Source organism: Desertihabitans aurantiacus (assembly GCF_003344635.1).
Lineage (GTDB): Bacteria > Actinomycetota > Actinomycetes > Propionibacteriales > Propionibacteriaceae > Desertihabitans > Desertihabitans aurantiacus.
Map to the genome: position 1 here is coordinate 1 of NZ_QPKK01000103.1, position 12,651 is coordinate 12,651.

General features: G+C 73.2%; 11 protein-coding genes. 5 read left to right on the forward strand and 6 right to left on the reverse strand.

Annotation, left to right across the window (positions count from 1 at the left end; translation table 11 throughout):
• Window positions 1-34: 34 nt before the first annotated feature.
• Complete coding sequence (locus tag DVA66_RS10075; RefSeq protein ID WP_114559968.1) at window positions 35-463, reverse strand: HIT family protein; 429 nt, start codon at window positions 461-463, stop codon at window positions 35-37.
• A gap of 98 nt (window positions 464-561) precedes the next feature.
• Here DVA66_RS10075 and aqpZ point away from each other — a divergent pair, with 98 nt between their 5' ends.
• Together aqpZ and DVA66_RS10085 are read left to right on the forward strand one after the other, a co-directional pair.
• Window positions 562-1,356 (forward strand): aquaporin Z, encoded by a 795-nt coding sequence (aqpZ, locus tag DVA66_RS10080; protein WP_114559969.1) that lies wholly within the window; start codon window positions 562-564, stop codon window positions 1,354-1,356.
• Window positions 1,357-1,566: 210 nt separating this feature from the next.
• On the forward strand, window positions 1,567-2,823 hold the full coding sequence (locus DVA66_RS10085) for a nucleoside permease (RefSeq protein ID WP_114559970.1): 1,257 nt from the start codon (window positions 1,567-1,569) through the stop codon (window positions 2,821-2,823).
• Window positions 2,824-2,827: 4 nt separating this feature from the next.
• Here the strand turns inward: DVA66_RS10085 and DVA66_RS10090 are convergent, their stop codons facing one another.
• A complete protein-coding gene (locus DVA66_RS10090; RefSeq protein WP_114559971.1) occupies window positions 2,828-3,202 on the reverse strand; it encodes a hypothetical protein in 375 nt (124 codons plus the stop codon).
• Between the two features lie 121 nt (window positions 3,203-3,323).
• Here DVA66_RS10090 and dxs point away from each other — a divergent pair, with 121 nt between their 5' ends.
• Together dxs and DVA66_RS10100 are read left to right on the forward strand one after the other, a co-directional pair.
• A complete protein-coding gene (gene dxs, locus DVA66_RS10095; RefSeq protein WP_114559972.1) occupies window positions 3,324-5,234 on the forward strand; it encodes a 1-deoxy-D-xylulose-5-phosphate synthase in 1,911 nt (636 codons plus the stop codon).
• Window positions 5,235-5,378: 144 nt separating this feature from the next.
• Window positions 5,379-6,410: a DUF3048 domain-containing protein gene (locus tag DVA66_RS10100; protein ID WP_114559973.1), complete on the forward strand. Its 1,032-nt coding sequence runs from the start codon at window positions 5,379-5,381 to the stop codon at window positions 6,408-6,410.
• A 29-nt stretch (window positions 6,411-6,439) separates the two neighbouring features.
• On the opposite strand, the gene DVA66_RS10105 is transcribed toward DVA66_RS10100, so the two are convergent.
• On the reverse strand, window positions 6,440-7,315 hold the full coding sequence (locus DVA66_RS10105; RefSeq protein WP_114559974.1) for an NAD-dependent protein deacetylase: 876 nt from the start codon (window positions 7,313-7,315) through the stop codon (window positions 6,440-6,442).
• A gap of 90 nt (window positions 7,316-7,405) precedes the next feature.
• Between DVA66_RS10105 and DVA66_RS10110 the strand changes: the two genes are divergently transcribed.
• Window positions 7,406-8,614 (forward strand): MFS transporter, encoded by a 1,209-nt coding sequence (locus DVA66_RS10110; RefSeq protein WP_114559975.1) that lies wholly within the window; start codon window positions 7,406-7,408, stop codon window positions 8,612-8,614.
• 61 nt (window positions 8,615-8,675) lie between these two features.
• On the opposite strand, the gene DVA66_RS10115 is transcribed toward DVA66_RS10110, so the two are convergent.
• The 3 genes from DVA66_RS10115 to DVA66_RS10125 all read right to left on the reverse strand — a co-directional run.
• Entirely contained in the window at window positions 8,676-10,817 is a 2,142-nt protein-coding gene (locus DVA66_RS10115) for a 3-hydroxyacyl-CoA dehydrogenase NAD-binding domain-containing protein (RefSeq protein WP_198671642.1), read from the reverse strand.
• Window positions 10,814-12,025, reverse strand: coding sequence for a thiolase family protein (locus DVA66_RS10120; protein ID WP_114559976.1), 1,212 nt, complete (start codon window positions 12,023-12,025; stop codon window positions 10,814-10,816). Before DVA66_RS10120 ends, DVA66_RS10115 begins: the two co-directional genes overlap by 4 nt.
• A 59-nt stretch (window positions 12,026-12,084) precedes the next feature.
• Window positions 12,085-12,651: HRDC domain-containing protein (locus DVA66_RS10125; protein ID WP_198671643.1), on the reverse strand; the 567-nt coding region annotated here is incomplete at its 5' end.

The following is a 12,651-nucleotide window of genomic DNA, read 5'->3' on the forward strand; positions in this document are numbered from 1 at the left end:
GTGCTCGGGTGCGGGGATTCGCCCTTCGACGGGGTCAGGGGGGTGGGGGGAGGGCGGCAGCGAGGTCGGCGGCGAGCTGGTCGGCCTCGCCGTCGGCGTAGGACGTCCGGGGCCAGAAGAAGCCGCGCAGACCGTCCTTGCGGCGGCGGGGGACGACGTGCAGGTGCAGGTGGGGGACGGACTGGCTGACGACGTTGTTGATCGCGACGAAGGTGCCGTGGGCGCCGAGCACCTCGGCCTGGGCCCGCGCGACCCGCTGGGCCAGCGTGAGCAGTGGCGCCATCAGCGGGGCGGGCAGCTCGAGCATCGTGTCCACGTGCTCGACCGGACTGACCAGGACGTGGCCCTTGAACACCGGGCGGTGGTCGAGGAAGGCCACCAGATCCTCGGTCCGGGTCACCACCGCGGCCGGCAGGTCGCCGGCCACCAGCTGGCAGACGATGTCGGCGGGCGGGACGGGCACGCCCCGATCGTAGGGCCAGGACGCCGCCGGTGGTGCCCGGGACGTCTGCGTGGATTAGCCCTTCCCGACCGAGATCGCCCGCCACTAGCGTCCCGATCATGCACACCACACCGCTGCGCGCCCGCCTCGGCGCGGAATTCCTCGGCACCTTCGGCCTCGTCTTCGGAGGCTGCGGCAGTGCCGTCCTGGCCGCCACCTTCCTCAACGACGACGGCGTCCAGCTCGGCATCGGGTTCCTGGGCGTCGCCCTGGCCTTCGGCCTCACCGTCCTCACCGGCGCGTACGCGTTCGGCCACGTCTCCGGCGGGCACTTCAACCCCGCCGTGTCGGTCGGTCTGGCCCTGGCCGGACGCTTCGAGTGGCGCCAGCTGCCGGCCTACGTCATCACCCAGGTGGTGGCCGCCTCGGCCGCCGGGGCCGTCCTGTTCATCATCGCCGTCTCGCGGGAGGGCAGCTCGGTCTCCTCGGTGATGGAGTCCGGGTTCGCCTCCAACGGCTACGGCGAGCACTCCCCGGGCGGCTACGGCCTGGGCGCGGCCCTGCTGATCGAGATCGTGCTCACCGCGGCCTTCCTCTACGTGATCCTGGGCGCCACCGACGACCGCGCCCCGAAGGGGTTCGCCCCGATCGCGATCGGGCTGGCGCTCACCCTGATCCACCTCATCAGCATCCCCGTCACCAACACCTCGGTGAACCCGGCGCGTTCGCTGGGCGTGGCCTGGTTCGCCGGTGGGGACGCGCTGAGCCAGGTCTGGCTGTTCATCGTCGCGCCGGTGGTGGGCGCGGCCATCGCCGGCCTCAGCTACGCCTGGCTGACCGGGGCCCGGGGCAAGGTCGTGGACGAGGGTGTGGCGAACAACCCCGAGGTCGGGACGGCTCGGCCGGCGAGCTGAGCAGGAGCTGCCTTCCGGGGGGCGGACGGTCCGCGCAGCGACACCCGAGACACGGCCCGGCCGGGGACTCCCGGCCGGGCCGTGGCACGTCCGCCACCGGTGGCCCGCGCCGCCCGCGCGTCGCGCTCGCGGTGCTGGTCGTCCCGGCCGTGGCCCTCTAGGGTCGCGACCAGCGCCACACCGACGCGCCGACCAGATGGAGGAGCTCCGATGTCGCACCTGGCCCAGGACCGACCGTCCACCCTCGCCCCGTCGATGCGCCTGAGGCTGTCGGCGATGATGTTCCTGGAGTTCTTCGTCTGGGGCGCCTGGTTCGTCACCCTCGGCACCTACCTGGCCGCCGAGCTCGGCGCCAGCGGCAGTCAGATCAGCCTGGCCGCGCTCACCCAGTCGCTCGGCGCCATCATCGCCCCGCTCGTCGTCGGACTGATCGCCGACCGCTACTTCCCGGCCCAGAAGGTGCTCGGGGTGCTGCACCTGCTGGCGGCGGTGCTGATCTTCCTCGCCGGGCAAACCGGCACCTTCGGCCCGTTCTTCGGCGCCGCACTGGGCTACATGATCCTCTTCATGCCGACGCTGGCGCTGGTCAACTCCATCTCGTTCAACCAGCTGCGCGACCCCGAGAAGCAGTTCCCGGCGATCCGCGTCTTCGGCACCATCGGCTGGATCGTGGCCGGGCTCATCATCGGCTGGCTGGGCTGGGAGCAGGGCGGGCAGCTCGAGCTCACCTTCGTCATGGCGGCGGTCGGCTCGGCGCTGCTCGGCGTGCTGGCCTTCTTCCTGCCCGAAACCCCGCCGCGCGGCAAGGGGCAGCGCGGCTCGCTCGGTCAGCTCTTCGGCCTCGACGCGCTGGGGCTGCTGAAGAGCCGTTCCTACCTGGTCTTCTTCATCTCCTCGGTGCTCATCTGCATCCCGCTGGCGTTCTACTACAACTTCACCAACCTCTACCTCAACGAGAGCGGCGTGCAGGCCGCGGCGGCGCTGCAGTCGCTGGGGCAGGTGTCGGAGGCGCTGTTCCTGCTCGCGATGCCGTTCCTGCTCAGCCGGTTCGGGTTCAAGAAGACGCTGCTGATCGGGATGCTGGCCTGGGGCCTGCGCTACGTGCTGTTCGGCTTCGGCGACACCGGGTCGCTGTTCTGGATGATCATCGTCGGCCTCGTCCTGCACGGGGTCTGCTACGACTTCTTCTTCGTCGCCGGGCAGATCTACACCGACAAGTTCGCCCCGCCGCAGGTGCGCAGCGCCGCGCAGGGGCTGATCTCGATGGCCACCTACGGTGTCGGCCTGCTGATCGGCTCGCTGATCTCGGGCCCGATCGTGGACGCCTTCGTCACCGAGGAGGGCGGCCACAGCTGGACCGCGATCTGGCTCATCCCGGCCGGGCTGGCTGTCCTCGTCGCGGTGTTCTTCGCCGTGCTGTTCCGCGAGAAGGCCTCGGTGCGTCCCGAGCAGCCGGTGCGGGTCTGAGCCCTCACATCCGGGGCACGAAGAACCGACCGCGCAGCGCCTCCTCGACCAGCAGCACCGCACGCCGGGTGCGCACCAGCCGGGCGGTCTCGCGCTGCCAGCTCTCCACCGCCGCCTGCACCACCTCGACCGCCACCTGGTCGGCCAGGCGCACCCGCACCCGCGCCAGCCCGTCCCGGCTGGCGGCCAGCTGGCCCTCGACGTACTGGACGGCGAAGGCGGCCAGCACGACCGGGTGCCGGCGCAGCACCGGGTACCCCCGGTAGTCGGCCGGACAGGCGTCCAGCAGGAACGCGGTGGCCGTCGTCTCCCACCCCGGGACGCCCGGCGGCCGGACCTGCTCCGGCCAGCCCGGGGGCGCGTATCCGGCTGTCCCCATGCCCGCCTCTCGTTCGAACACGTGTGCGATATCCAGTATGCGTCCGCAGGCGGACCGACGCCACCGCGAGGTCGGACCGGGGTGCCTGGACCGGCGGTCCCGGCCACCTAGACTCGACCCCATGTCGTACCTGGAGACCATCCGCGAGCCCGCTGACGTGCGTCGTCTGAACCGGACGCAGCTGCAGCAGCTCGCGGAGGAGATCCGGGAGTTCCTCATCACCAGCGTCAGCCGGACCGGCGGGCACCTCGGGCCCAACCTCGGCGTGGTCGAGCTGACGCTGGCCCTGCACCGGGTGTTCGACTCGCCCCGCGACCCGGTCGTCTTCGACACCGGGCACCAGTCCTACGTGCACAAGCTGCTCACCGGACGGGCCGACCGCTTCGACACGCTGCGCCAGTCCGGCGGGCTGTCGGGCTACCCGAGCCGGGAGGAGTCCGAGCACGACTGGGTGGAGAACAGCCACGCCTCCACCTCGCTGTCCTGGGCCGACGGGATGGCCAAGGCGCTCAAGCTGCGCGGCAGCGACGGCACCGTGGTGGCCGTGGTCGGCGACGGCGCGCTCACCGGCGGGATGGCCTGGGAGGCGCTCAACAACATCGCCTACCAGCCCGACCTGCCGGTGGTCGTCGTCGTCAACGACAACGGCCGCTCCTACACCCCGACGGTCGGCGGGATCGCCAACCAGCTGGCCAGCCTGCGTACCGACCGGCGCTACGAGCAGGTGCTCGACCTGATCCGGCGCAGCGTCAGCTCGACGCCCCTGGTCGGGCGCACCGCCTACGACCTGCTGCACGGCATCAAGATCGGCCTCAAGGACGTGCTCGCCCCCCAGGGCATGTTCGCCGACCTCGGGCTGAAGTACGTCGGGCCGATCGACGGCCACGACGTCGAGGCCGTCGAGCGGGCGCTCCGCCAGGCCAAGCGGTTCGGTGGCCCGGTGCTGGTGCACTGCCTGACGGTCAAGGGCAAGGGGTTCTCCGCCGCGGAGGCCCACGAGGAGGACCGCTTCCACGCGGTGGGCCAGATCGACGCCCACACCGGCGAGCCGCTGTCCAGCGTCGTCCCGCACACCTGGACCAACGTCTTCGCCGACGCGATGGTCCAGCTGGGTGAGGAGCGGGAGGACGTGGTGGCGATCACCGCGGCGATGCTCCACCCGACGGGGCTCAACCGGTTCGCCGCGGCCCACCCCGGGCGGACCTTCGACGTCGGCATCGCCGAGCAGCACGCGCTGACCTCGGCGGCCGGTCTGGCCAGCCAGGGCCTGCACCCCGTGGTCGCGGTCTACTCCACCTTCCTCAACCGCGCCTTCGACCAGCTGCTGATGGACGTCGCCCTGCACCGCCAGGGCGTCACGGTCGTCCTGGACCGGGCCGGGGTGACCGGCACCGACGGGGCCAGCCACAACGGCATGTGGGACCACTCCGTGTGCGGCATGGTGCCGGGGCTGCAGCTGGCCGCCCCGCGGGACGCCCCCCGGCTGCGCGACGCGCTGGCCCGGGCCGTCACCGTGGACGACGCGCCGACGGTGATCCGCTTCTCCAAGGAGAAGGTGCCCGACGACATCGACGCGGTGACGCACCGCGACGGCCTGGACGTGCTGCACGCCGACCCGGACGCCAGGGTGCTGGTGGTCGGATACGGCGAGATGGCCGGCACCGCGCTCGACGTGGCCGCTCGGCTCGGCCAGCAGGGGATCGGCGCGCTGGTGGTGGACCCGCTGTGGGCGCTGCCGGTCAACCCCGCCCTGGTCGCGGCCGCCGCCGAGCACGACCTGGTGATCAGCATCGAGGACTGCGGCGTGGTCGGTGGGCTCGGGTCGCGGCTGCTGCAGGAGATGTCGGTCGCCGGCGTCGGCACCCCGGTGCAGGTCGTCGGTATCCCGCAGGAGTTCCTCGCCCATGCCACCCGCAAGGAGGTGCTGGAGCAGGTCGGCCTGACCGGGCACGCGATCGCCCGCAGCGCGGTGGAGGCGGTCGCCCGGCTCGACGGCAACGTCCCCGAGACCGTCACCGCCCCCCGCGGCTGACCTCGGCGGCCAGGCCCGTCAGGCGCTCGGGTCCGCGGCGACGGACGCGGCACCGCGCCGTGGCGGTGATGGACATCGCCGACCCACTGGCCTTGGATGGGCGCGGTAGGTCGGCGTCACCCCGTCGCCGACGGAAGGGCTCCCATGCGTTCGCAGAACCTCCGCCGGTGGCTCGTGGCCGGTGCGGTCGCGCTGGTCGTCGTCGCCGTCGTGGTCGTCGGCGTGGTGCTCGGGCAGGACCGGCTCGGCTCCGGCGAGGTCGCCAGCACCCCGCCCCCGACGACCGCCGCCGCACCGACGCCGAGCCCGACCCCGACGCCCACGCCCACCCCGACCCCGAGCGCGGACCCGGTCGACCACCTCACCGGTGGCGAGCCCGACGACGGCGAGGTGTTCGCGGTGAAGATCGACAACGTCGCCGCGGCCCGGCCGCAGGTCGGCCTGGGCTCGGCCGACATCGTGGTGGTGGAGGAGGTGGAGGCCTCGCTGACCCGGCTGGTGGCGATCTTCCACACCGAGTTCCCCGAACGGGTCGGCCCGGTCCGCAGCGCCCGCAACACCGACGTCGAGCTGCTGCCGATGCTCGGTGAGCCCGGGCTGGTCTACAGCGGCGCGAACCGGCTGGTGCAGGAGAACGTCCGCGGTTCGGAGCACCTCACGCCGATCGAGCGCAGCGACCGCGACAGCAGCCGGCCGGCCCCGCACAATGTGGTCGTCGACCTCGGCCAGATCGCCGACGACCAGGAGGTCGGCACCGCGCAGGACATCGGCTGGCGCTTCGGCGACCGGGACGCGGTCTGGGACGACGCCGAGGAGTACAGCGACCTCGAGGCCGAGGTGGGCCAGGACGAGTACACCTTCACCCGCAGGGACGAGCGCTACCAGCCGGCCGTGAACGGCGACCCCTACGTCGACGCCGACAGCGGCGAGGCGGTGCTGGCCGACAACGTGGTGCGGCTGGAGGTCGAGAACCGCAAGGACACCCAGAGCACCGACAGCAAGTCGATCGTCTCCGAGACCACCGGCACCGGGCGGGCCTGGTTCAGCCGGGAGGGCAAGACCATCCGCGGCACCTGGCAGCGCGACGGCATCACCGAGCCGATGACCTTCACCGACGAGGACGGCGAGCCGGTGCTGCTGCGGCCCGGCCGCACCTGGGTGCTGCTGCAGGGCTGAGCGGCTCGGCCGTCCGGCGGCGGTCGGTCTCAGGTGGTGGCCGCGACTGGTGCCCCGACGGTGGCGGCCTCGAGCCGGCGGACCAGCTCGGTCAGGCTCTCCCCGAGCGGTGCCCACACGTGCAGCGTCGCCTCGCCGTCGCCGCGGGTGCGGCCCTGGTTGACGATGACGACGGGGTAGCCGTGCTTGGCGGCGTGGCGGACGAAGCGGTAGCCCGACATCACCGTCAGCGATGAGCCGAGCACCAGCAGCGCCCCCGCCTCGTCGAGCCGGCGGTAGCACTCGGCCACCCGCGGCCGGGGCACGCTCTCGCCGAAGAAGACGACGTCGGGTTTGAGCCGGCCGGTGGTGCACGCCCGGCAGCCCACCAGCTCGAACCCGGCCACCACGTCGTCGTCGAGGTCGACGTCACCGTCGGGATTGACCCGACCGACCTGGCTGACGAGCGCGTCGAAGCCGGGGTTGGCGGCCTGCAGCCGGATCTCCAGATCGCTGCGGGAGCACCGCCGGCCGCAGTCGAGGCAGACGACCACGTCGAGCGTCCCGTGCAGGTCGAGGACGTCGGTGGCCCCGCCGGCCTGGTGCAGCCGGTCGACGTTCTGGGTGACGACCGGGCCGACCACGCCGAGCTGCTGCAGCGCCGCGACCGCCCGGTGGCCGGCGTTCGGGGCGGCGGCCGCGATCCGACGCCAGCCCAGGTGGCTGCGGGCCCAGTAGCGGCGCCGCCCCTCCGCCGACCGGGAGAACTCGGCGAAGGTCATCGGGTCCTGCGAGCGGCGGATGCCGTCGGGACCGCGGTAGTCCGGGATGCCGGACTCGGTGCTGATACCAGCACCGCTCAGCACCATCCAGCCCGAGCGGGCGCCGACGGTGGCGACCAGCTCGTCGACGGGGGAGGGGTCCACGTCCCGACCCTAGTCAGCGCCGCCAACCCGGCGGTCGACACCCGGGCCCCGCACAGCCGCGATGTCTCGACGTCAAGATAGGTTGGTCGGGTGGAGGAGCGCCGACGACCCGCCCGCGAGGTGCTGCGGGGTCTGGTGCTGCCGGTCTTCGTCCCCAGCTTCCTGTTCAGCCTCGGCACCGGTGCCTCCACGCCGGTCATCCTCGTCGCCGCACTCACGCTCGGCTACGGGCAGGCCGCCGCGGCCGCGTTGGTGGCCTCCCTCGCCCTGGCCGCGGTGCTGGGGTCCGGACCGTCCGGTCTGATCATCGCCCGCACGGGTGAGGTGCGCAGCATGCTGGGCGCCACCGCGCTGGCCGTGGTCGGGCTGGTCACCTGCCTGGTCACCCTGACCGTCGGCGGCGACCACCCCGCCAGCCGGCCCGCCTTCGCCGTGGCGGTGGTGCTCATCGCGCTCGCGGAGATCTTCTTCGGCCTGGCCCGGCAGACCCTGGTGGCCGAGCACGTCCCTCCGCACGTGCGGGCCCGGGCGATGAGCACCTTCGGCGGCGTGCACCGGGCCGGGCGCCTGGTGGGGCCGGTGGTCGGCTCCGGGGTCATCGCGCTCACCTCGGTGGCCGGCGGCTTCTGGGTGCAGCTGGTCGCGGTGCTGCTCGCCGCCGCGGTGGTGGTCGCCGTCGGCCGGAGCCCGGGCCGGCGGCTGGCCCCGCACACGACGACGGGGGACGCCGCGGCGGTGCAGCAGGTGGCCTACCGCTCGGTCGCGCTGGTGCTGGTCGGCGTCCTCGCCCTCGCGCTGGCCCGCGCCAACCGGGACGTGCTGCTGCCGCTGTGGGGCACCGAGCTGGGGCTGGACGCCTCGCTCATCTCGCTGGTGTTCGCCGCCGTCACCGCGGTGGAGCTGGTGATGTTCGTGCCCGCCGGGACGATCATGGACCGCTTCGGACGGGCCGCGGTGGCGGTGCCCTGCCTGCTCGGGATGGCCGTCGGGTTCTGGGTGCTGCCGCTGGCCGGGACGCCGGGCTACCTGGTCGGTTCGCTGCTGGTCGGGCTGGGCAACGGGCTGGGCGCCGGCATCGTCATGACGCTCGGCGCCGATCTCTCACCCGAGGGTGGCCGGGCCCGGTTCCTCGGCTGGTGGACCGGTCTGGTCCAGCTCGGCCGGGTGGCCGGCCCCGGCATGGTCAGCCTCGGCACCCTGCTCGGCGGTCTCGCGGCCACCGTCCAGCTGACCGGTGCCATCGCCCTGGTCGGGGCGGTCTGGTTCGTCGGGCTGCGGCTGCGCCGCGTGATCCGCTGACGCTGGCGACAGCGCCCTCCGACGGGCTCAGGCGATGCCCCGAACCCGCCGGAGGACCGGCTCAGGCGAGCAGCGAGGCGACGCCCGGAGGCAGGAAGCGGCGGCCGTTGACCCGCTCGGAGACGCCGTTGCGGTCCAGGTAGGGCGTGATCCCGCCGTCGTGGAAGGGCCAGCCGGCACCGAGCACGAGGCACAGGTCGACGTCCATCGGCGCGGCCACCACGCCCTCGGCCAGCATCAGCCCGATCTCCTCGGCCAGCGCGTCCTCCACCCGGCGCCGCAGCTCCTCGGCGTCGCTGGGGGAGTCGCCGGTGACGAGCAGCGCCTTCGTCTCCTCCGAGACGTAGGGCTTGCCGTCGGGGCCCCAGTCGTAGAGGCCGGGACGTCCGGCCTCGACGAGGTTGCGCAGGCTCTGCGAGACGTGGAAGCGCTCGCCGAACTCGGCGTTGAGCACCTCGGCCACGTGCAGGGCGACCGCCGGGCCGACCAGCTGCAGCAGCACGAACGGCGACATCGGCAGCCCGAGCGGGGCGACCGCGCCGTCGGCCACCTCGGCCGGTGTGCCCTCGTCCAGCGCCCGGGTGATCTCGCCCATCATCCGCAGCAGCACCCGGTTGACGACGAACCCGCGGGTGTCGGTCACCAGCACGGAGTTCTTCCTCAGCTGCTTGGAGGTCGCGAAGGCGGTCGCCAGCGTCGCGTCGTCGGTGCGCTCGCCGCGGATGATCTCCAGCAGCGGCAGCACCGCCACCGGGTTGAAGAAGTGGAAGCCCACCACCCGCTCGGGGTGCTGCAGGTCGGCGGCCATCGCGGTCACCGACAGCGAGGAGGTGTTGGTGGCCAGCACGGTCTCGGGCGCGACGTGCTGCTCGAGCTCGGCGAACACCTTCTTCTTGACCTCGAGCTCCTCGAAGACGGCCTCGATGACGAAGGAGCAGTCGGCGAAGTCGGCGACGTCGGTCGTGCCGCGCACCAGCGCCCGGTAGCGGTTGAGCTGGTCGGCGCTGATCCGGCCCTTGCCGTGCAGCTTCTCCAGCTCGGCGTGCACGCCGGCGACGCCGCGCTGGACCCGCTCGGCGTCCAGGTCCGACATCGTCACCGGCACCTCCAGGCGGCGCACGAAGAGCAGCGCGAGCTGGGAGGCCATCAGACCGGCCCCGACCACGCCGACCGCGGTGACCGGCCGCGCCAGGTCCTTCGACGGCGCGCCGGCGGGCCTGCGGGCCCGCTTCTGGACGAGCTCGAAGGCGTACAGGCTGGCCCGGAGCTCCTCGCTCATGATGAGGTCGGTGAGCGCGGCGTCCTCGGCGGCGAACGCCTCGTCGCGGCTGCGGTGCCGGGCGGCGTCCATCAGGTCGAGGGCCCGGTAGGGCGCGGGGGCGGTGCCGTGCACCCGCTGGTCGGCGACCGCACGGCCGCGCGCGACGGCGGCGTCCCAGGCCTCTCCGGTGTCGGGCTCGGGCCGCTCCACCTTGACCTCGCCGGTGACGACGCGGGCGGCCCAGTCCAGCGAGCGCTCGAGGAAGTCGGCGGCCTCGAAGGTGGCGTCGACGACGCCCAGCGGCTCCAGGTCGGCGCCCTTGAGCATCCGGTTCTGGTTCATCGCGTTCTCGATGATGACCTTGACCGCCCGGTCGGCCCCGATCAGCCGGGGCAGCAGGTAGGCCCCGCCCCAGCCGGGCACGAGCCCGAGGAAGACCTCGGGGAAGGCGATCGCCGGCGCGCTGGCGCTGACGGTGCGGTACTGGCAGTTGAGCGCGATCTCCAGCCCGCCGCCCAGGGTCAGCCCGTTCATGAAGCAGAACGTCGGGATGCGTGCGTCGGCGAGCTTGGCGAAGACGCCGTGCCCGATCCGGGCGATCGCGGTCGCCTGCTCCGGCGCGGTCAGCTTGGCCACCCCGCTGAGGTCGGCACCGGCGGCGAGGATGAACGGCTTGCCGGTGATCGCCACCATGGCGACGTCGGGACGGGCCAGCGCGGCGTCGACCGCCCGGTTCAGCTCGCCCAGGCTCTGCGGCCCGAGCGTGTTGGGACGCTCGTGGTCCAGCCCGTTGTCCAGCGTGATGAGCACGCCGGTGCCGGCCCGGTGCGGTAGCGCGATGTCGCGGCTGAGCGCCCGGGTGACCACCTCGTCGTCGGCGGTCAGCGCGGAGGCGGTGGCGATCAGCTGCTCGAGCTCGGCGTCGTCGAGGTAGGTGGTCACTTGGCGTCTCCTTCGGTCGCGCCGGCGAAGTGCGGGTTCTCCCAGATGACGGTGCCGCCCATGCCGAGGCCGATGCACATCGTGGTGATGCCGTACCGGACGTCAGTACGGTCGCGGAAGGTGCGGGCCAGGTGGATCATCAGCCGCACCCCGGAGCTGGCCAGCGGGTGGCCCAGCGCGATGGCGCCGCCGTAGGGGTTGACCTTGGTGTCCTCGGCGTCGATTCCGAAGTGGTCGAGGTAGGCCAGCACCTGCACCGCGAAGGCCTCGTTGATCTCGAAGGCGCCGATGTCGTCGATGGTCAGCCCGGCCCGGGCCAGCGCCTTCTCGGTCGACGGGATCGGCCCGACGCCCATCGTCTCGGGGTCGACGCCGGCGAAACCGAACCCGACCATCCGCATCGCGGTCGGCAGGCCCAGCTCGGCGGCGGTGCCGGCATCGGCCAGCAGGCAGGCGGTGGCGCCGTCGTTGAGCCCGGCGGCGTTGCCGGCGGTGACCCGTCCGTGCGGGCGGAACGGGGTGCGCAGCCCGGCCAGCGTCTCGACCGTGGTGCCGGGACGGGGGTGCTCGTCGGCGGTGGCCAGGCCGTAGCCGTGCTCGACCGAGCGCGTGGCCACCGGCACCAGCGACTCCTGGATGATGCCGTCGGCGTAGGCCTGCTGCACCCGCTGCTGGCTCAGCGCCGCGTAGGCGTCGGCCCGCTCGCGGGTGATGCCGGGGAAGCGGTCGTGCAGGTTCTCCGCGGTGGAGCCCATCACCAGCGCCGACGGGTCGACCAGCTTCTCGGCCAGGAACCGCGGGTTCGGGTCGGTGCCCGACCCCATCGGGTGGTGGGTCATGTGCTCCACGCCACCGGCGATCGCGACGTCGTAGCCGCCGAAGGCGATGCCCGAGGCGGTGGTGGTGACCGCGGTCATCGCCCCGGCGCACATCCGGTCGATCGCGAACCCGGGCACCGACTTCGGCAGCCCGGCCAGCAGCGCGGTGGTCCGCCCGATGGTCAGGCCCTGGTCGCCGGTCTGGGTGGTTGCGGCGATGGCGACCTCGTCGACCCGCTCCGGTGGCAGCTCGGGGTGGCGGCGCAGCAGGTCGCGGACGCAGTTGACGACGAGGTCGTCGGCGCGGGTCTCGGCGTACAGCGACTTCGCCTTGCCGAACGGGGTGCGCACGCCGTCGACGAAGACGACCTCTCGGGATTCACCAGGCATGGGCACATATTACTCACCGGTAACTTGCGGCTGGCAAGGGTGGGTCCGATCCCGCTGGTTCAGTCGCGACGACGCCGCGAGCGGCCACCCGGCTCGGCGGGCCGCTCCAGCACCTCCGGGTCGGTCAGCGCGTCGTCGAGCAGCGGCGTCACGACCGGCACCACCAGCTCGCGCTGCCACGGCCGTGCCCCGCCCTCGGCGAGCAGCCCGTCGACGGCCGCCGCGTCCAGAGGGGACGGCGGACGCCAAGCCAGCTCGCGGAGCAGGGCCGGGGTGAGCAGGTTCTCCACCGGCAGCTCGTGGCTCTCGGCCAGCGCCAGCACGGCCGGCCGGACCCGTTCCCAGCGGGCGGCGGCGGCCGGGTCGCGGCGGTCCCAGCTACGTGGCGGCGGGGGAGCGTCACTGGGCAGGTGCAGCGGCGGCAGCTGGCGCCGGGTCAGCCCGCGGGCCCGTTCCAGCGCCTCCACCCAGGTGCTGCGGTGGCGCACCGCGGTCCGCCGGCGGAACCCGGCGATGCGGTCGACGTCGGCGGGCTCGGGGTGCTCCCGGGTGGCCAGCTCGGCGATCGCGGCGTCGGGCAGCACCCGTCCGGGCGCGCGGTCGGTCCGCTGGGCGATCTCGTCGCG